This window comes from Enterobacter sp. S-33, from assembly GCF_028735835.1.
Lineage (GTDB): Bacteria > Pseudomonadota > Gammaproteobacteria > Enterobacterales > Enterobacteriaceae > Enterobacter > Enterobacter vonholyi.
On the sequence record NZ_CP117838.1, the window covers coordinates 2,416,744 to 2,435,515 of the forward strand.

The 18,772-nt window shown below is 56.5% G+C and carries 16 protein-coding genes; 6 read left to right on the forward strand and 10 right to left on the reverse strand.

Going from position 1 to position 18,772, the window contains the following annotated elements; translation table 11 throughout:
• Nucleotides 1-17: 17 nt before the first annotated feature.
• Complete coding sequence (locus PUP35_RS11385) at nucleotides 18-1,616, reverse strand: ABC transporter substrate-binding protein (protein WP_249575973.1); 1,599 nt, start codon at nucleotides 1,614-1,616, stop codon at nucleotides 18-20.
• A gap of 283 nt (nucleotides 1,617-1,899) precedes the next feature.
• Here PUP35_RS11385 and PUP35_RS11390 point away from each other — a divergent pair, with 283 nt between their 5' ends.
• From PUP35_RS11390 to PUP35_RS11400, 3 genes are read left to right on the forward strand one after another with little or no spacing between them, the layout of a single operon-like run.
• Nucleotides 1,900-3,246, forward strand: coding sequence for an SrfA family protein (locus PUP35_RS11390; protein WP_115875273.1), 1,347 nt, complete (start codon nucleotides 1,900-1,902; stop codon nucleotides 3,244-3,246).
• Between the two features lie 4 nt (nucleotides 3,247-3,250).
• Nucleotides 3,251-6,232, forward strand: coding sequence for a virulence factor SrfB (locus PUP35_RS11395; RefSeq protein WP_274239490.1), 2,982 nt, complete (start codon nucleotides 3,251-3,253; stop codon nucleotides 6,230-6,232).
• A complete protein-coding gene (locus tag PUP35_RS11400; protein WP_274239492.1) occupies nucleotides 6,229-8,406 on the forward strand; it encodes a virulence factor SrfC family protein in 2,178 nt (725 codons plus the stop codon). Before PUP35_RS11395 ends, PUP35_RS11400 begins: the two co-directional genes overlap by 4 nt.
• A gap of 71 nt (nucleotides 8,407-8,477) precedes the next feature.
• Here the strand turns inward: PUP35_RS11400 and PUP35_RS11405 are convergent, their stop codons facing one another.
• The 9 genes from PUP35_RS11405 to ymcF form a co-directional block, all read right to left on the reverse strand.
• Nucleotides 8,478-9,233, reverse strand: coding sequence for an alpha/beta fold hydrolase (locus PUP35_RS11405; RefSeq protein ID WP_274239494.1), 756 nt, complete (start codon nucleotides 9,231-9,233; stop codon nucleotides 8,478-8,480).
• An 87-nt stretch (nucleotides 9,234-9,320) separates the two neighbouring features.
• On the reverse strand, nucleotides 9,321-9,494 hold the full coding sequence (locus PUP35_RS11410; RefSeq protein ID WP_013096478.1) for a GhoT/OrtT family toxin: 174 nt from the start codon (nucleotides 9,492-9,494) through the stop codon (nucleotides 9,321-9,323).
• A gap of 182 nt (nucleotides 9,495-9,676) precedes the next feature.
• On the reverse strand, nucleotides 9,677-11,101 hold the full coding sequence (gene patD, locus PUP35_RS11415; protein ID WP_274239496.1) for an aminobutyraldehyde dehydrogenase: 1,425 nt from the start codon (nucleotides 11,099-11,101) through the stop codon (nucleotides 9,677-9,679).
• A gap of 24 nt (nucleotides 11,102-11,125) precedes the next feature.
• Entirely contained in the window at nucleotides 11,126-11,932 is an 807-nt protein-coding gene (locus PUP35_RS11420) for an ABC transporter permease (protein WP_274239497.1), read from the reverse strand.
• Nucleotides 11,922-12,860, reverse strand: coding sequence for an ABC transporter permease (locus PUP35_RS11425; protein ID WP_376708929.1), 939 nt, complete (start codon nucleotides 12,858-12,860; stop codon nucleotides 11,922-11,924). The genes PUP35_RS11420 and PUP35_RS11425 overlap by 11 nt, the downstream gene beginning before the upstream one ends.
• A 7-nt stretch (nucleotides 12,861-12,867) precedes the next feature.
• The gene (locus PUP35_RS11430) at nucleotides 12,868-13,881 is read right to left on the reverse strand and encodes an ABC transporter ATP-binding protein (RefSeq protein WP_111963677.1); all 1,014 of its coding nucleotides are present in this window, start codon (nucleotides 13,879-13,881) and stop codon (nucleotides 12,868-12,870) included.
• A gap of 17 nt (nucleotides 13,882-13,898) precedes the next feature.
• On the reverse strand, nucleotides 13,899-15,044 hold the full coding sequence (gene ydcS / locus PUP35_RS11435; protein ID WP_271368007.1) for a putative ABC transporter substrate-binding protein YdcS: 1,146 nt from the start codon (nucleotides 15,042-15,044) through the stop codon (nucleotides 13,899-13,901).
• A gap of 271 nt (nucleotides 15,045-15,315) precedes the next feature.
• Nucleotides 15,316-16,725 (reverse strand): aminotransferase-like domain-containing protein, encoded by a 1,410-nt coding sequence (locus PUP35_RS11440; RefSeq protein ID WP_271368008.1) that lies wholly within the window; start codon nucleotides 16,723-16,725, stop codon nucleotides 15,316-15,318.
• A gap of 82 nt (nucleotides 16,726-16,807) precedes the next feature.
• Nucleotides 16,808-16,996, reverse strand: coding sequence for a cold shock small protein YmcF (gene ymcF / locus PUP35_RS11445; protein WP_028013309.1), 189 nt, complete (start codon nucleotides 16,994-16,996; stop codon nucleotides 16,808-16,810).
• Between the two features lie 423 nt (nucleotides 16,997-17,419).
• On the opposite strand from ymcF, the gene PUP35_RS11450 reads away from it, so the two are divergent.
• Genes PUP35_RS11450 through PUP35_RS11460 form a run of 3 tightly spaced genes read left to right on the forward strand, consistent with a single transcriptional unit; the run spans nucleotide 17,420 to nucleotide 18,703 of the window.
• Complete coding sequence (locus PUP35_RS11450; RefSeq protein WP_252093054.1) at nucleotides 17,420-17,911, forward strand: Hcp family type VI secretion system effector; 492 nt, start codon at nucleotides 17,420-17,422, stop codon at nucleotides 17,909-17,911.
• Nucleotides 17,908-18,324 (forward strand): polymorphic toxin type 44 domain-containing protein, encoded by a 417-nt coding sequence (locus PUP35_RS11455; protein WP_115875293.1) that lies wholly within the window; start codon nucleotides 17,908-17,910, stop codon nucleotides 18,322-18,324. Before PUP35_RS11450 ends, PUP35_RS11455 begins: the two co-directional genes overlap by 4 nt.
• Nucleotides 18,302-18,703 (forward strand): hypothetical protein, encoded by a 402-nt coding sequence (locus PUP35_RS11460; protein ID WP_133294531.1) that lies wholly within the window; start codon nucleotides 18,302-18,304, stop codon nucleotides 18,701-18,703. Before PUP35_RS11455 ends, PUP35_RS11460 begins: the two co-directional genes overlap by 23 nt.
• Nucleotides 18,704-18,772: the final 69 nt, after the last annotated feature.

Sequence of the window (18,772 nt, forward strand, 5' to 3'; positions counted from 1 at the left end):
CGCCACCGGGCAAACAATCAGTTCAGCTTTGCCTTAGAGAAATCGCTGCCCATCAGGCTCACGCTGTATCCGGTCACGTTGCTGCGGGTCGCGTAGAACGTTTTCCCGTTGGCCAGCGCGATCCACGGCGCCTGCTGGTAGAAAATCTCCTGCGCCTGGCCGTAAAGTTTCGCGCGCTCGGCCGGGTTACTGGTCAGCTTCGCTTTTTGCACCAGCGCATCATACCCCTTATCGCACCAGCGCGCGGCGTTTGAGCCGGTTTTAATGCTGTTGCAGCCCAGCAGCACATCGGCGAAGTTGTCCGGGTCGCCGTTATCGGACATCCAGCCAAACAGCGCGGAGTCATGTTCGCCTTTACGCATTCCGGAGAGATATTCACCCCACTCGTAAGAGACAATTTTGGCTTTAACGCCGACTTTAGCCCAGTCGCTCTGGATCATCTCTGCGATACGACGCGAGTTCGGATTATAAGGACGCTGAACCGGCATTGACCACAGCGTGACTTCCGCGCCCTTCTCCAGACCCGCCTGCTTCAGCAGGGCTTTCGCTTTTTCAGGATCGTAGCTGTAGTCCTTCAGGTCTTTATTGAAGCCCAACATATTTGGCGGGATCGGCGATTTTGCCACCGTGCCCGATCCCATAAAGACCGCATTAACGATGGCCTTCTTGTCGGTCGCGTAGTTAAGCGCCTGGCGCACCAGCACGTTATCAAACGGTTTTTTCTCGGTGTTAAACGCCAGATAGCCGACGTTCAGCGCATCGACCGAGTGCAGCGTCAGGTCTTTGTTGTTCTTAATGGCGTCAAACTGAACCGGGGATGGCGCAGGAATAATCTGGCACTCGTTGGTCTGCAGCTTCGCCAGGCGGGTTTCCACGTTTGGCGTAATGGAGAAGATGAGATGCTTCGTCGGCACTTCGCCTTCCCAGTAGTTCGGGTTTGCGACGTAGCGGATCAGCGAATCCACTTTGTACTGCTGCAGCACGTAAGGCCCGGTACCAATCGGCCAGGTGTCCACGTTCTCAGGCGTGCCTTTTTTCAGCATCGCGTCGGCGTATTCGGCGGAGAGAATGGAGGCGAAATCCATCCCCCAGTCGGCCAGAAACGCGGCGTTGGGTTCGCTGAGGGTGAACTGAACGTGATAATCGTCGACCTTTTTAACGTCCTGGATCAGCTTATCGAGACCCACATCGTTAAAGTATTCGTAGTTGCCCTGCGACACGTTGTGGTACGGGTGTTTAGGGTCTTTCTGACGCATGACCGAGAAAATAACGTCATCGGCGTTAAAGTCGCGCGTCGGTTTGAAGTATTTATTGCTGTTGAACTTCACCCCTTTGCGCAGGGCAAAGGTATAAGTCTTGCCGTCCGGCGAGATCGTCCAGGACTCTGCCAGCGACGGCACCGGGGTGTTTTTCACCGGGTCGAAATTGATCAGGCGGTTGTACAGTACCTGAGAACTGGCCACAAAAGACGGGCCAGAGCTGGCGATTTGCGGGTTGAAGGACTCTGGGGACGCTTCAGAACAGTAAATAAGGGTGTCGTTGTTTGCCGCCCATGCGGCACCGGCTGGTAACAGCGCGCTCAGCGCAAGGGCGAGCAGTGTTTTCCCTGTAGACATGGTTATAACCCTGACAGTTTTATTATATAGGACAGTAATAACAGCACAGGCGTTTTGACCTGGCAAATAACGAAACACTATCAGGTTATTCTAAAGCCGCGTTTTTTGCTGTTTTAACCGCCAGCGCCCAAAAAGATGATTTGCCTTAAGTGCCATTATTCGTCAAGCACAACCGTCACTTTCTATGCCGCAAGAAATCGGTCCTTTTAGCGTCTCTTCCCCCGTTTGGTTGCTTCCTGGTTTCGTTAAAGTAACGGTGTGAAGAAGTATATGGGATCAAATCGTGGCAAAAACTCTTTTACGCAGCGGTAACCTGGATGACTTTCAGGCCGTTGGCGGCGGCGGACAAGCCGTTTTTGAATCAGCGTTACAAATCCGGGAAGCGCTCCGGTTGCGCAAACAACAGGCCATCGTCGACTGTCTGGCAATCCCTCAGGTCAACGACAGCGGTGACCGCGTGGACTGGTATTCCCCCGTTGAAGGGAGCGTAACCAGCTGGAAAGCGGCCGATGAAGATGACCGCTATCGCGCCCTGCGCTATCTGGAAAACACGCTCGCCAGCGTTGAGTCGTTAAGCAAGAAATGCCTCCAGTCCCCCAAAACCGCGCAGCAGCTTTTTGGCTCTCTGCTGTCAAAGGCGTTTCAGTTCCCGGGTGAAAACTTCCTCTTCCTGGTGGACGGAAAGCCTGTCATCAGCTTCTGGGGCTTTGTAAACCTGAACGAAAATGCGCGCGACGATGTTCTCGACTGCCTGCGAGAATCGCTGGTCCCTGAGCCTGCCCCCGTTGTGATTGAAGATCCTGAGCCCGAGCCTGAGCCAGAACCGGTTGTAGCCTTTGAACACGCCGACGAGCCGCTGATCGCCCCTTCCACGGTGGTGCGCATCACGCCGGAAGATTTGTATGAGCCAAAGCCAGCCCCGGCGGTTGCGCAACCCGCTCAGGAACCTGCTCTGCCGATCGTCGCGAAAAAACGTCGTGTTCCTCTGTGGACGCTGCCGGTTGCTGCCGTGATTGTTGCCGCCATTGCCGCACCGCTGCTGTGGCCAAAACAGTCGCCTTCCGCTGAGCCCGCACCGGTGCCCGCACCAGAACCCGTCGAGATTGCGCCAAAGCCGATCAAAGCGGTTGAGCCGCTGGCGATGAAACTGCCGCTGCATCAGGCAGAGGTGCTGGCAAACAAAGAAAAAGAGCCTGCTCCGGCGCCTGCGCCACAGCCTGCCCCGGTGGTGATTGTCGCCATCCCGAAAGATGCCATGGTGATGGAAGCGAATCAGGTGAAAGCGGGATCGACGCGTTTCCTGAACGGTACCTGGCGTGCGGTTCTCGACGTGAAAGATCCGGTCACCGGCAAACCGCCGTCAATGCGCTATCAGATCCAGAACAATAAGGGCTTCGCCCGGGTTGTCCATGGCGACAACGTTGTCTGCCGTGCGGAAGTGTTCTCCGGCCTGCACAGCAACGGCGAGCTGATGATTAAAAGTCGCGGTACTGCCCGCTGCACCGACGGTTCCCGCTACCCGATGCCGGAAGTTGCCTGTAAAGCAGGCGCCAGCGATATCGCTGAATGTCGCGCCCGTTATGATGCCAATACCGTCGTTCCACTGACGTTCAAGAAAGCAGGTGCCTGATTCTATGCTGGTAAATCTTTGCGACTATAAACAAAGCGTCACGCTTATTGCCAACAGCGGCGTGCAGTTCCTTGATTTCGGTCTGACGCCGCAGGACACCGCCAGCAACGGGCGCTTCGTACGTAAAACCGCGAACGGCCCGCTTTTGCGACTCGATTTCGACCTGGTTAACGGGCGCTATACCCTGCCGGGAACGAACGGCGGGCAGCCTGAAGTGGTTAAGCCGGAAACCACCATCCCGCTGCATCAGTCCCTGGCGGTGCTGGACGGCGTCTGGCTTCCGGTTCCGTTCCTGCGCTTCAACCCGCCGCGAACCTTCGTTGAGGGGCCGGATAACTGGGCGCGCGTTCAGGTGCGCAGGCTGGATACACCCGACACGGCAGGCAATACGCACCGCGTCACTCTCGCCCTTGACAGCCAGATTGCTGAACACGCCACCTCCGCCCTTTCCCCGGTTGAAAACGATATTCTGAACGGGACCCGTTTCGCGCTGGCCTGGCGAGACAAGGAGGTTGAAAGCTTCCTCGACCAGACGTGGATTGACGGCTGGCTGCGCGAGGCATTTACCCAGTATGCCGACGGCGTTGAAAACCGCTCAGAACGCGATCTCCAGCAGGCGATGCGCGGTTTTGAATATCAGGCCCACTGGCTCAACCTGATGACCATGCTCGGTGAACAGCTCACCGTGCCGGAAGTGAAATTTGTAACCCATACGCTCAGCACGCCTGCCATTCCGGTCGATCTGATCCTCGACGTGGGCAATACCCACACCTGTGGCGTCATTATTGAAGACCACGGCGATGCCAACGATGGCCTGCGCCAGACCGCCGAGCTGCAGGTTCGCTCGCTAAGCGAGCCGCAGTTCCTGAATGCGCCGCTGTTCACCAGCCGTCTCGAGTTTTCGGAGGCGCGTTTTGGCAAGCAGCACTTCTCGGTTGAAAGCGGTCGCGAAGATGCCTTTGTCTGGCCGTCCATTGTTCGCGTGGGTGATGAAGCCCGCAAGCTGGCGATGCAGCGTCTGGGGACCGAAGGCAACAGCGGCATCTCGAGCCCGCGTCGCTACCTGTGGGATGAAACGCCGGTCGTGCAGGACTGGCGCTTTAGCCAGATGAACAGCAAGACCCAGCGTGAACCGCTTGCCACCGCGTTTCCGCTGATGAACCTGATGAACGATGACGGCGAGCCGCTCTTCACGCTGCCGCAGGACGAACGGCTGCCGGTCTTTTCTCCGCAATACAGCCGCAGCACCCTGATGACCCACATGCTATGCGAGCTACTGGCGCAGGCGCTGGGGCAGATCAACAGCGTCGCCACGCGCTTACGTCTGGGATTCCCGGCGTCGCCGCGCCAGCTGCGCACGCTGATCCTGACGCTGCCCTCCGCCATGCCAAAGCAGGAGCGCGAGATTTTCCGTCGCCGCATGTTTGAAGCCATCGCCATCGTCTGGAAAGCGATGGGCTGGCACCCGCAGGATGAGGATTTTGTCACTCGCAAACAGCAGGAAAAAAGCGTGGTGCCGGTACCTGAAATCCAGATGGAGTGGGATGAAGCCAGCTGCGGTCAGCTGGTCTGGCTGTATAACGAAGCCATCTCCCGCTTTGGCGGCCAGACCGAAGCCTTCTTCGCCTCCCTTGCCCGTCCGGACCGTGAGCCTGAGCCGGGTAGCCAGCCGGGACGCGCGCTGCGCGTCGCGTCCATCGACATCGGCGGCGGCACAACGGATATGGCGATCACTCATTACCAACTGGACGACGGTTCCGGCAATAACGTCAAAATCACCCCGCAGCTGCTGTTCCGCGAAGGGTTTAAGGTCGCGGGCGACGATACGCTTCTGGACGTGATTCAGCGCTACGTGTTGCCCGCTCTGCAAACGCAGCTGCAGAAATCCGGTATCGCGGATGCCTCACTGCTGATGGCCTCGCTGTTCGGTGACTCCGGGCGCATTGATACCCAGGCCGTGCTGCGCCAGCAAACGGCGCTGCAGCTCTTTATGCCGATTGGCCATGCCATTCTTGCCGGGTGGGAGTCCAGCGACGTTGACGATCCGCTGGCTGGTCTGCACGCCACCTTTGGCGATCTGCTGCCGCAGAAGCCGACCCGCAACGTGATGAACTATCTGCAGCAGGCGATCGACCATGCCCTGCCTGCGGGTTCTGACGCTTTTGACCTCTTCGCCGTGCCGCTGCACGTCAATTTCCGCGAAATGCAGGATGCGATGCTGGCCGGGCAGTTTACGCTGGCCTCCCCGCTCCACGCGGTGTGTGAGGCGATTTCCCATTACAGCTGCGACATTCTGCTGATCACCGGACGCCCGGGCTGCCTGCCTGGGGTTCAGGCGCTCATTCGTCACCTGCAGCCGGTACCGGTCAATCGCATCGTCTGGCTGGATAAATACCAGGTACATGAGTGGTATCCGTTCAGTCAGCAAGGGCGCATTGGCAACCCGAAATCCACCGCTGCCGTCGGGGCCATGCTCTGCAGCCTGGCGCTTGACCTGCGCCTGCCGCGCTTCAACTTTAAAGCTGCGGACATTGGCGCGTATTCCACCGTGCGCTATCTGGGCGTGCTGGATAACACCGTCAATACCCTGCGCCAGGAAAACGTCTGGTACCAGGATATCGACCTGGATAAACCCGGCGCGAAGCTTGACGCGCGTCTGCACTTCCCGCTGCGCGGTAACGTGACGCTCGGCTTCCGCCAGCTGGCGAACGCGCGCTGGCCCGCCACGCCGCTCTATACGCTCAGCATCAACTCGGCCGAACTGGCAAAAGCCATTGCCGGTGACGGCGTGCTGAACGTGCGGCTCAGGCTCTGCGGCGGCAGCAAGCAGGAGGGGCCGGAGGCCTTCGAGCTGAGCGATGCCTGGCTGCAGGACGGCACGCCTGTTGCGTCTGACGCATTAACCTTCAAACTGAATACTTTGGCCGATCGCCGACACAGCGGTAGCCACTACTGGATCGACAGCGGGAGCGTATACCTGAAATGACAGCGACGACGACCACCACTCAGGCCTTAATTGGGTGGATTAATGAGACGCGCCTGAACGCCCCTGTGCTGGATAACGATGCCGACGCCCTGCTTGCCCGCATCAACGCGGCGCAGGCGCGGGAGCAGGCCATTGAACGCGCCATGACCCGCCAGAGCAGCGTTGGGCTTTACGGCCATTCGCAGAGCGCGAAAGCGCACCTGCTGTTGTCTCTTTGCGGCAGCGGTAATGGACGCCTGAACGTGACGCCGGGCCAGCGCACCTTTGACTATTTTTCGCATATCAATCCGGGACATGCCCTGACCAACATGGCCGTCCGCTTTACCCGTGAAAACACGGAGGTGGCGGATGAGGCGTTCCCGCTGCGTCTGAGTCTTGTCACCGAGGCCGAGCTGGTACAGCTGTTTATTGTCCGTACGACCCTCCATCCACAGATGCGCGCGGTGGATAAAGCGGTCATTGAGACACGTCTGGAGAAGTGGCGCGGGCTGCGCCAGCCGCAGAGCGTGCCCGGCATCACGGCTCAGGAAGTGGGGACGATTGCCCGCTTCTGGCAAAGCACGGTTCCCGCCGCTAAGCAGCAAATTGATGATGCCCTGTGGCATGAGTTTGCCCAACTGGTACCTTCTCTCGATCTCAGCACGCGAGCCAGCGTCTGGTCGCTGCTCTGGGGCGAGCAGCAGGAGTTGACCCAGCAGTGGTTAAAACTGGCCCATGTGCTGCACCAGACCAGCCATGCCGGCGATCTTGCTGCCCCGCTTAGCCTGCTGGTGGACAGCTTTGGGCTGCCGGGTGAAGGGTTCCTGACGCACGACGGCGCGTTAGACCTTCAGGACGCGCAGGAGACGCTGCTTCATCCGCTGAATAGCGGTGAAATGCTTAACGCCATCAGCATCCCGGTCGACGTGCTGGCATTCCTGACCCGCGAGCTGGTGCTGCCGGTTGAGAACGGGGCTCTGGATAACGTCGATATTATTGATATTCCGGTTTTTGAAGATAACCGTGCCGATCCGCTACGCCAGGCAAAATCCCAGTGGCTTCTTGAACATTACCGTCAACAGCTTCAGCCGGATGTGCTGGTGATTTGCAACGCGACGGCACAGCACGAACAGACGGCCAAAAAAGCAAAAGTGTTAATGAACTGGGTGAAGGAGACGCAGCCTGCTGAAGAATCTGCCCTGCCGGGGCTGGTGTGGGCGATCACCCCGCATGACGCCCGCTTTACTACCCGGCAGAATCTCGATGAAGCCGTACAGCATCTGCTCGGAAAGCCGGGTTTACGCTGGGGCACGCTGCAGGCGCTGGACAGCCACAGCATGCAGCGCGTCATCGAATGGCTGTCTCAGGCCACGTTACCCGCGCAGCGACAGAAACGTCTCGGCACGCTGAAAAACGCGCTGCGTCAGGAGCTGTCGGCGCTGATGCAAAGCTATCTGGCACCGCTGGTTGAGGAACCGGGGACAAGACGCGCTCAGGCGGAAAACATGGTGCGCATGCTGCAAAGCAGCGCCGCCCGCCACGGCGAACTGCTTGAAGGCCTGCTGCCGCCTCTGAAAGCCTTTGAAACGCTGCTCGCCGTTCAGCAGCCTCGCGAGGAGCAGGTTAACGGGCTATTTACGGATACCATTGACCTGTTTGCCGAGAACGCGCAGGAAAGCACTGGCCTGTTCCAGACAAAAGACAAAGCGCGTCTCGCGCACCGAGTCTGGATAAATCATCTGCGCCAGTGGAGCCGCAACGAGGCGACCGCTGCCCGTCTTGGGCTGGATCCTGAGGTGTTACAGCAAATCGCGGATGTGCTGGTCGTCACCAGCTACCGGCTGGATCTGCCTCAACAGCTTCAGCGCATTGTCGAAGCGGATAAAAGTAGTGCAGCACAGCTGCATGCCGTGATGGGCAATTTCGTTGGCTGGCTGGGTTACGACCAGACGCCCGTGGCGACGCGTCCGGCAAGCCGCATCCGCAAGGGCCAGGCCATCTTCGTCACGCCGGTGGTCAGCAGCGCCGAGCCTCGTTTGACGCGCCTGGGAGAACAGCCTGTACATGCGGCCACCGCGTACGTGTACGACTGGCTGGTCGCACTCTATAGCCGCGCGATAGAGAACATTGATTACCAGCACCCGCATGATGTTCAGCCTGACGCACGTCAGGCACTGCGGGCTTTAATAAAGTAGCCGCCCTTCTTGCCGGGTGGCGCTGCGCTTACCCGGCCTACATTTCGCAACGATGATAAATCGCACAATAATCACATCGTCATACATTCGGCTAAGGCCCGCGCCAGCGCAGACGGATTTTCCCACGACATCGAATGCCCCGCCGCAGGGATAATTTTTACCTCAACGCCCTTTTGCTTCAGATTATCCACATCGTCATCCGGCAGAGAGAGCTCGCCAAAAATCAACGTTACCGGGCAAGGGAGTGACAGGAACTGCGCTTCCCACTCGGGCTCAACGCCCGCCACCAGGCTCGATGCGCCCCGCCAGACGGCATACGGCGCATTATTCTGCAGGCACCCGGCCCACGCCGTTTTTTCTGCGCTGAGCATGGCGTCATAACCCTGCTCCAGAAACTGTTGCTCGGTTTGCGCTGCAATAGACCGGCTGAACATGCCCCCACCCGCGTGGAAATTGGGCTCTGACACCATCAGTCCCTTCACGCGCGACCCCAGCAGCCCCGCCGTTTCGATAGCGATACTGCCGCCCATGCTGTGGCCGTATAACCAGAAGGAATCCAGCTCAAGATGGTCAATCAGTTCCGCGACAACGTGCGCCTGGTCAGTGGTTTTATAGCTGTAGTGCTCAGGCTTATCGCTGTAGCCGCTGCCGGGCAAGTCGATGAGAATCGCTCTGCGCGCGCCAAACAGCGGGTCATGTACGACGCGGGGATATTCGTAGGAAGAGGCGCAGCCCAGCCCGTGAATAAACACCACGGGATCGCCGGTGCCGGGCAGGTCATGCCAGCGCACGGTGCAACCGGCCTGCTGCGAGTAAAAACTGTTCATAAGCACTCCTTTTTATGATGCACTGTGTATTTATACAGTTACCACATCAGGAATGCTATGTTCATCTTTTAAAACTGGAAGCGTGCTTCAGAAAAGCGAGACCAGCAGCGCAACGGGAAAGCTCATTGGCCAGGTTGACCCCACCAGAAAAGCGCTGAGCAGGCGGATACGTTTGCGGTCTTTAGAGAGGAACCAGGTGATTAATGCGCAGATGGAAGCCATGATTGCGTAAAAAACCAACATCTTTTGATACAACGTCATTCTGTATACCAGAGCCGAAAAAATAACCGCACGCAATATGCGTCATATGTTGACACAGATCAAGTTTTTTCGTTACAGAATAACCACTTAAAAATTACGGCTAATAACAATTGAGTATCTTTCGTAACACGTGTGGCGGGCAAGGAGAACGCCTGGCCGCGCATGCGGCCAGGCTGGGAGGATTAGTGTTTTATCATGACATGCCGCACGACCGTATAATCCTCAAGCCCGTAGACCGACATATCCTTCCCGTAGCCCGATAGTTTCATGCCGCCGTGCGGCATTTCGCTCACCAGCATAAAATGGGTATTCACCCAGGTGCAGCCATACTGCAGGCGCGCGCTCAGGCGATGGGCGCGGCCAACGTCTTTGGTCCAGACCGAAGACGCCAGGCCGTATTGCGAGTCGTTTGCCCAGGCCAGCACCTGTGCCTCATCATCAAATTCGGTGACGCTCACCACCGGGCCAAACACCTCGCGCTGCACAATGGCATCTTCCTGTTTGGCCCCCGCCAGCAGGGTTGGCTGGAAGTAGTAGCCCGCCCCCTCTTTTTTGCTGCCCCCGGTCACGACGGTGACGTGGCTCAGGGCTTTGGCCTCATCCACCGCTTTGCACACGCGGGATAAATGCGCCGCCGAACTCAGCGGCCCCAGCTCGGTTGATTCGTCCTCGGGTACGCCCATTTTCAGGCTCGCAACCGCAGCACCCAGTTTTTCCACCAGCGCGGCGTAAATGCCCTTTTGCGCGTAGATACGACAGGCGGCGGTACAGTCCTGCCCGGCGTTGTAGAAGCCAAACGTCCTCACCCCTTCGACAACCGCATCCAGGTCGGCATCATCAAAGACGATAACCGGCGCTTTACCGCCCAGCTCCATGTGGGTGCGTTTAATGGAGGACGCCGTATGGCCGATGATATGTTCCCCGGTAGCAATTGAACCGGTCAGCGAGACCATACGGACTTTTTCATGACCGGTAAGCGGATCGCCGACCGTTTTGCCCCGACCAAACAGCACGTTAAGAACGCCCGCCGGGAAGATATCTTTTGCCAGCTCTGCCAGCTTAAGCGCGGTCAGGGGCGTAATCTCAGAGGGCTTAATCACCACGCAGTTCCCTGCCGCCAGCGCGGGTGCCAGTTTCCAGGCTGCCATCATCAGCGGGTAGTTCCACGGTGCAATAGAGGCAACCACGCCCACCGGGTCGCGGCGGATCATCGACGTATGGCCGTCAAGGTACTCTCCGGCGGCCAGCCCGTTAAGGCAGCGGGCGGCCCCGGCAAAGAAACGGAAAACGTCAACCACCGCCGGAATTTCATCACCCAGCGCGCAGTGCAGCGGCTTGCCGCAGTTGAGGGATTCGAGCCGGGCAAACTCCTCGCCGTGGGCTTCAATCGCATCCGCCAGCTTCAGCAGGCTCTCGGCGCGGGTTTTCGGCGTCGTTTGTCCCCACGCCACAAAAGCACGGTCGGCAGCCTGAACCGCCGCGTCGACCTGGGCCGCTGACGCCTCAGCAATCTCCAGCAGCACCTCTCCGGTGGCCGGGTTATAAATCGGCTGTTTCTCACCCTCTCCGGCAACCAGTTCACCGTTTATCAGCAGATGTTTTTGCATAGCATTTTCCTGTTGAATTCACTGTTATTTCCCGCTGCCGGCAATGTTTTCGCCGTCGCGGGTTAGCCACCAGGCTCCCAGAATGGGGATAGTTGTCACCAGCATCACCAGCAGAGCCACGACGTTGGTGACCGGCACGTCGCGCGGACGCCCGAGCTGGTTGAGCAACCACAGCGGTAACGTGCGCTCGTGTCCCGCCGTAAATGTTGTGACGATTATCTCGTCAAACGACAGGGCAAACGCCAGCATACCCCCGGCCAGCAGCGCTGAACCCAGATTGGGCAGCACCACATAGCGGAAGGTTTGCCATCCGTCGGCCCCGAGATCCATCGACGCTTCGACCAGACTCCAGGAGGTGCGCCTGAACCGTGCAATTACGTTGTTAAACACCACCACCACGCAAAAGGTGGCGTGTCCCACCACGATAGTGAAAAAGCCCGGCTCAAGGTCGATCGTTTTGAAGGCCGTCAGCAGCGCCAGGCCGGTGATGATCCCCGGTAACGCAATCGGTAACATCAGCAGCAGAGAGATCGCATTCTTGCCAAAAAACTCGCTTCGCCACAGCGCCGCTGCAGCAAGCGTGCCAAGCACAAGGGCAATGGCGGTGGAAAGCGCGGCAATTTGAAGTGACAACGTCACGGATTCGATAATATCGCCGCGCCCCGCCGCCACGCTAAACCACTTCAGCGTTAGCCCCTGAGGCGGAAAGCTGAAAGCGGCGTCTTCGGTGTTGAAGGCGTAGGTCGCGATAATCAGCAGCGGGAAGTGCAGGAAGATGACGCCTCCCCACGCTGCCACTTTGAGGAACAGCGGTGCGCGTTCAGAGTGCATCGAATGCTCCCAGACGTTTCACGAACGCCAGATAAAGAGAAATCAGCACGATGGGAACCAGCGTGAACGCGGCAGCCATCGGCATATTGCCAATTGCGCCCTGCTGGGAGTAGACCATGTTACCGATGAAGTAGCCCGGCGGCCCCACCAGCTGCGGAACGATAAAATCCCCCAGCGTCAGGGAGAACGTGAAAATTGATCCCGCCGCAATGCCCGGAATGGCCAGCGGCAGAACGACGTAGCGAAAGGTCTGGCGCGGGCGGGCGCCGAGGTCGGCCGAGGCCTGCAGCAGCGAGGCCGGCAGGCGTTCCAGCGCTGCCTGGACGGGCAGGATCATAAACGGCAGCCAGATGTAAACGAAGACCAAAAACCGTCCCAGCCCCGAGGTGGACAAGGTGTTGCCGCCAATCGCCGGGAGCGTCAGGAGTGAGGTCAGAATCGGCTCCAGCCCGAGATGGTTGAGAAACCATTGCGCCACGCCGTCCTTCGCCAGCAGCAGCGTCCAGGCGTAGGCTTTGACGATGTAGCTCGCCCACATCGGCAGCATGACAGCGATATAGAAAAACGCTTTCCACTTGCCGCGGGTGTATCGCGCCATGTACCAGGCCATCGGGAATGCGAGGATGGCGCTGGCAATAGTCACCGCAATCGCCATCGTTAAGGTTCGCAGGATGATGTCATAGTTTGCCGGGTTGAAGAGCGCCTGAATGTTCGCCAGGGTCAGGTCCGGCGTGACCGCCATGGTGAAATCGTCAAAGGTGTAGAAACCTTGCCACAGCAGGGTCAGAAGCGATCCTAAATAGACGATGCCAAACCACATGAGCGGCGCGAGCAGAAGCAGGAACAGGCCGAGCGACGGTTTCCGCCAGAACAGCGCCGTCATGCGGCTGAAGCGGCCGTGCGAGGCGGGAGGATGCGCGACACTCATAGACATTTCACCTCTCCTCATGCAGGCGAATCATCGCCTCGCGTGACCACGACGCCATCACCGCCTGCCCCGGCGCAATGCCGCTCAGCGGCGAGGTTTCACTGAGATTGGCCTGGCTCACCAGCAGTTTGGCGCCATCGGCAAGCTTCAGCTCCAGCCGCGTGGCCGCCCCCTGGTACTGAACGGCCTGCACGATGCCCTGAACCTGAACGTCTCCGCCCTCGTTAAGACGGATATGTTCCGGACGCAGGGAATAGCTGCCTTCCATGCCGCAAATTTTGTGCGCTAGTCCTGCATCAAAGACGTTGGAAGTGCCCACAAAACTCGCGACAAACGGCGTGCGCGGACGCATGTAGAGATCGCGCGGGGTATCCACCTGCTCGATCCGCCCGTTATTAAACACCGCCACCCGGTCTGACATCGAAAGGGCTTCACCCTGATCGTGGGTGACGAAAATGAAGGTGATGCCGAGTTCCTGCTGAAGCTTCTTCAGCTCGAACTGCATCTGTTCACGCAGTTTGAGATCGAGCGCACCTAAGGGCTCATCCAGCAGCAGGACGCGCGGCTCATTGACCAGCGCGCGGGCGATGGCGACACGCTGCCGCTGGCCGCCGGAAAGTTGCGAAGGTTTGCGGGCAACGGCAAAACTCAGGCCCACTTTTTCCAGGGCATCACGGGCCTGCGCATGGCGTTTTTTCTTGTCGATGCCTTTGACCATCAGCCCGTAGGCGACATTGTCGAGGATCGACATATGCGGGAACAGCGCATAATCCTGAAACACGGTGTTCACGTCCCGCTCCCAGGGGGGCAGTTCGCTCGCTTCTTTACCGAAGATAGAAATCGTCCCGCCTGACAGCTGTTCAAAACCCGCTACCAGACGCAGGCAGGTGGTTTTGCCGGAGCCCGAAGGCCCCAGCATGGAGAAAAACTCTCCGTCGCGGATCGCAATGGTGACCCCATCCACCGCCCGGACGTCGCCGTACAGACGGGAAACATTGTTAAACTCGACTGCGTACGTCATGTTCTGCTCCCGGGCAATTAACGACCGCCCATGATGGCGATGTAATCCTGCGTCCAGCGGCTGTAAGGGACAAACTTGCCGCCTTCTGCGATGGGGGTTTTCCAGAACATGATTTTGTCGAACTCGTTATATCCGTTTGTTTCACAGCCTTTATCGCCCAGCAGCGTGCTGGCTTTACACCCTTCCGGTACCACGGGCAGGGAGCCAAACCATGCTGCCAGATCGCCCTGAACTTTCGGCGTCAGCGACCAGTTCATCCACTTGTAGGCGCACATCGGGTGTTTAGCCTGTGCGTGCAGCATGGTGGTGTCCGCCCAGCCGGTCACCCCCTCTTTCGGGAAGACGGTTGCAATAGGCTGGTTCTCAGCCTTCAGGGCATTCGCCTGATACGGCCAGGCGCTGGAGGCCACGACGCCTTCGTTTTTGAAGTCGCTCATCTGGACGGTGGTGTCGTGCCAGTAGCGGTGAATCAAAGCATGCTGGTCGCGAAGCACCTTAAGCACGGCGGCATACTGTGCTTCGGTGAGCTGGTACGGGTCTTTAATACCCAGCTGCGGCTGCGTGGCTTTGACGAACAGCGCGGCATCCGCGATGTAAATCGGGCCGTCATACGCCTGCACGCGTCCCTGATTGGTTTTACCGTCCGGCAGATCCTGTTTGGTAAAGACCACGCTCCAGCTGTCCGGCGGCGTCGGGAAGGTTTTGGTGTTGTACATCAGCAGGTTTGGCCCCCACTGGTACGGCGTGCCGTAGACTTTCCCGCCGACGTTAAACCATTCCCCTTTCACAATCCGTTCGTCGAGGGTTTTCCAGTTGGGGATAAGATCGGGGTTAATCGGCTGGACGCGTTTGCCCATGATCAGGCGCAGGGAAGCGTCACCTGAGGCGGTGACCAGGTCATATCCCCCTTTCGCCATCAGGCTGACCATTTCATCCGACGTGGCCGCCGTTTTGACGTTCACCGCACACCCGGTCTCTTTTTCAAACTGGGTGACCCAGTCGTAGTTTTTATCCGTCTGTCCGCGTTCGACGTATCCCGGCCAGGCGATAATATCCAGTCGACCTTCCCCGTCGCCGATGGCCTTTGGTGGTTCTGCGGCTTGCGCTGTCATGATAGTCATGCCGAGCGCGCACAGGCTGCTGCGGGCAAATTTTTTGCTCATAAGGGTTACTCCTGTCGCAATGAAATTTAGCGGCAGCCGTGCCGTAAAAATATCTCCCTTATTAAACGTAGACCGCGCGAATGCGCCGCACCGTTCGGCTTAAGGAAATTTCATCAAGGTGTGACCGAGGGCGCATTCCCCGTTAACTGGATTATAGACAAGGAGTTAGCCGCGAGAGACGGTATGCAGATTTCCTATGACAGGGCACCGCGAAATATTCACAGTGCCGTCATCAGGATAAGAAATGAATATTTAAAAAACGAAAAAAGGATTATTCCAGCATCGTGCTAATTAATTTGCCTAACTGAATGACCGCCTGCTCTTCTCGCTCTCCCCAGGCCCACGACGTATTAAAACGGAAGAACGGCGTCCATGCGTCAGAAGTGGAAAACATCTTTCCGGGGGCAATGCTGATGTGGTGCGTTAAGGCTTTTTCGCTCAGCAGCCCCGCGTCCAGATGCGCCGGAAGCTCCAGCCATAAAAAGTAACCGCTGTCGTTATGATGGATTTTGACGCCGGCAGGCATATGGCGCAAAAGGGACTGCCAGGCCTGCTGCTTTCGCTCGGCGAGCGTACGCCGCAGGCGGCGCAGATGGGCGTCGTAGCGTTTCGTCGCCAGGTAATCAACCAGCGCCAGCTGCACAGGTGAGCTTGTGGAGAGCGTGCTCATCAGCTGCAGCTGCTGAATACGTCGCGCGTGTTTTCCTGCCGCAACCCAGCCGATGCGAAAACCGGCCACCAGACATTTTGAAAAGGACGAGCAGTGCAGCGTCATATCCTGACGATCCCATGCTTTCGCCGGAAGCGGTTTTTCGCGCCCAAAATAGAGCTCGCTGTAGACGTCGTCTTCAATCAGAGGAACGTTGTGCTGCGTTAACAGGGCGACAAGCTGCGCTTTTTTTTCCGCGCTCAGCGTGAAGCCAAGCGGGTTTTGACTGTTGGTCATTATCCAGCAGGCTTTAACTGGATACTCCTTCAGCGCCTGCTCAAGGGCATTCAGGTCAATCCCTTCACGGACGTCCGTCGCAATCGACAACGCTTTAAGCTTCAGGCGTTCGAGCGCCTGCAGCGCGCCGTAGAAACAGGGGTTTTCGACAATCACCCAGTCGCCCGGCTCGGTCACCGCCTGCAGGCTGAGATTGAGCGCTTCAAGGGCGCCTGCGGTGATCACAATCTCTTCCGGGGAGATGTTCATCCCCTGCTGCGCGTAGCGGCGGGCAATGGCGTGGCGGAGATCGACGTTACCCGGCGGCAGGTTCTCAATCACGCTCATCGCCGTCGCGGTTTTGCTGACGTTCGCCAGCGAGCGGTTGAGCTGCTGCAGCGGGAAAAGTCGGGGATCGGGAAACGCGGAGGCAAAAGGAACAACGGACGGGTCGCGGCTAGCCTGTAAGACGTCGAAGATGTAGGTGTTAATATCCACGACTTCGTCACGAATCACCTGGGCAGGTGGAGCAGGCTGATGTGCGGTCGGGCGCGAGGCAACGTAATAGCCCGACTGCGGTCTGGCGACAATGCGCCCCTGACTTTCCAGCATCTGATACGCGTGGCCAACGGTCATAAAACTCATGCCGCTGCTCGCCACCTGCTCTCGCAGAGAAGGCAGCTTATCGCCCGGCAGCCATACGCCGAGCTCTATCTGCGAGATAATTTGTTGCGCCAGACGCTGGTATTTTTTCATCAGATTCTCCTTGTGGCTGACAGTGTATATCAGCAGGAGAAAAAGAGAAGATTTAGCTAACTGTTATAGTTCGGGAAACGAATTACTTGCGGTACTCGGTAACGTGGCTTTGCGCCTGACGCGCAGCGGCCAGGTGATCGAGCGTTATCATCGACGATTTGCAAAAGATGCATTTCGCGCCGAGTGGGTTTTTCTCAGACACATCAAAGACTGAGGTACGGTACTGCGAGCCATGACAGCATGGGCAGCGGAAATGAATATAAGAAGTCATAGGATTCTCCTGTGAACGTAAAAACGTAAATTACTAATGGGCCGATTGGGCATAATGGTTTTAAACAAAACGAATCGGAATGTAGATAAAGACCCAAAAGAGGCTGCGGAGAGGCACAACGTGATGAGAACTGCTTTATAAAACTACGTCAGATATTTATTTGGACTCAAAACCAGAAGACCATTAACGCACGGCGCTGACGACAAAGCAAGCTGTTTTATGTGTAAAATGCATAAAAATACAGTTTTGAACTGTGATGCTCACATTACAGTGGGATATTGATTAAGCCTATAGCTACAACCAAGTACATAACCCTATGAAATATAAATAATTTAAATGCCATTTTTTGCCTAATTGGCTTGCCCGTTCTGGAGTATTAAATTACTCACAAATACCATTGACTTAATGAGAAAGGAGCTTTACATGGCAATCCCAGCATATTTATGGATAAAAGACGATGGCGGAGCGGATATTAAGGGTGCGGTTGATATACAGAATCGGGAAGGAAGCATAGAAGTTAATGGTTTTTCCCACAATCTCAGTCTGCCTACAGATGGTCTTACGGGAAAAATCACCGGTACCCGCAAACATTCATCCATAATCATACAAAAAGACTTTGATTCATCGTCACCGTATCTTTATAAGGCAGTTGCAACCGGTCAAACTCTTAAATCGGCTGAGTTTAGATGGTACAAGATTAATGATGCGGGGCAAGAAGAAGAATACTTCAACATGTTTCTTGAAGGTGTGAAAATCGTCGGTGTCTCACCAATGATGCATGACACAAAAGATCCCACAAAGGAAAAACATAATCACCTCGAGTGCGTAGAATTTCGATATGAAAAAATCACCTGGAAACACTGTGACGGTAACATTATGTTTACCGACAACTGGAATGAGAGACCGCAAGCATGAGGTACCCAACTTTAGCGGTATCTCCTCATCCACCTTATGATATTTCATCTTTCTCTCCGCCAGGCGTTAATATTATAAATAATATGATGCTGGCAAGATTTCATCGAGGCCCATCAGCACTAACATATGAGTGGTTTTACCAACAGGTCAGGTTACATGGCCCATGGGATTATAAAACAAGAATAGGCCGCCAATACGAGAATTTTGGTAATTTTCACTATGGTGCAGTTGGTACTGCGGCTGGAATATCTGCCTCCATTCTTTTACGTGCTGCAGGCTGGGCGCAGTCAAAGTCAGGGAATGGCAACTCAAATGATGGACACTGGTATGGTTCCCCTCCTTTTGGGGATGACCCGAATGATCAACTCTGGATAAAATGCGGAATAGACTATGCAGCAAGAACGGGGTTTTAAAAAACGCTATATACTCGCACCTGTATTTTTCGCACTCGCCTACGCAGGATGGGTTTTATTTTTCACCAACTTCCCTGTCGAACAAGAATTACATTCAAAAGTGAACGTTAATAAGTGGGCTGTTTTGTACGTCACACAAGCTAATGGAGGAGCCATGACATCCTTTACCTATCATTACTATTTATTAGATGCAAAAAGAAGCGAAGAAGATTTTTTAACGCATATCGATCAGGCCACGCCATTCATGGTGACTAACGATCCTGCGGTGAAAATCGATGTTAAAGACGATGGTGTATATCTGCGTGTTCGAGGTGACGTATACTCTTTCCATAATACGTCTAAACTTGCCAATATCCTTCTGAATGCATCACCATATTGATGGCTATGGCAGCTCATTTATTATTCGTCACATCAGTAAAGGTGCTTACTGGATGTTCAAAAGCGCGAA

Bases quoted from the DNA above. Each gene is read 5' to 3' on its own strand.
- PUP35_RS11385 (WP_249575973.1), bottom strand. From the start codon at position 1,616: ATGTCTACAGGGAAAACACTGCTCGCCCTTGCGCTGAGCGCGCTGTTA.
- PUP35_RS11395 (WP_274239490.1), top strand. From the start codon at position 3,251: ATGCTGGTAAATCTTTGCGACTATAAACAAAGCGTCACGCTTATTGCC.
- PUP35_RS11400 (WP_274239492.1), top strand. From the start codon at position 6,229: ATGACAGCGACGACGACCACCACTCAGGCCTTAATTGGGTGGATTAAT.
- PUP35_RS11405 (WP_274239494.1), bottom strand. From the start codon at position 9,233: ATGAACAGTTTTTACTCGCAGCAGGCCGGTTGCACCGTGCGCTGGCAT.
- PUP35_RS11410 (WP_013096478.1), bottom strand. From the start codon at position 9,494: ATGACGTTGTATCAAAAGATGTTGGTTTTTTACGCAATCATGGCTTCC.
- patD (WP_274239496.1), bottom strand. From the start codon at position 11,101: ATGCAAAAACATCTGCTGATAAACGGTGAACTGGTTGCCGGAGAGGGT.
- PUP35_RS11420 (WP_274239497.1), bottom strand. From the start codon at position 11,932: ATGCACTCTGAACGCGCACCGCTGTTCCTCAAAGTGGCAGCGTGGGGA.
- PUP35_RS11425 (WP_376708929.1), bottom strand. From the start codon at position 12,860: ATGAGTGTCGCGCATCCTCCCGCCTCGCACGGCCGCTTCAGCCGCATG.
- PUP35_RS11430 (WP_111963677.1), bottom strand. From the start codon at position 13,881: ATGACGTACGCAGTCGAGTTTAACAATGTTTCCCGTCTGTACGGCGAC.
- ydcS (WP_271368007.1), bottom strand. From the start codon at position 15,044: ATGAGCAAAAAATTTGCCCGCAGCAGCCTGTGCGCGCTCGGCATGACT.
- PUP35_RS11440 (WP_271368008.1), bottom strand. From the start codon at position 16,725: ATGAAAAAATACCAGCGTCTGGCGCAACAAATTATCTCGCAGATAGAG.
- ymcF (WP_028013309.1), bottom strand. From the start codon at position 16,996: ATGACTTCTTATATTCATTTCCGCTGCCCATGCTGTCATGGCTCGCAG.
- PUP35_RS11450 (WP_252093054.1), top strand. From the start codon at position 17,420: ATGGCAATCCCAGCATATTTATGGATAAAAGACGATGGCGGAGCGGAT.
- PUP35_RS11455 (WP_115875293.1), top strand. From the start codon at position 17,908: ATGAGGTACCCAACTTTAGCGGTATCTCCTCATCCACCTTATGATATT.
- PUP35_RS11460 (WP_133294531.1), top strand. From the start codon at position 18,302: ATGCAGCAAGAACGGGGTTTTAAAAAACGCTATATACTCGCACCTGTA.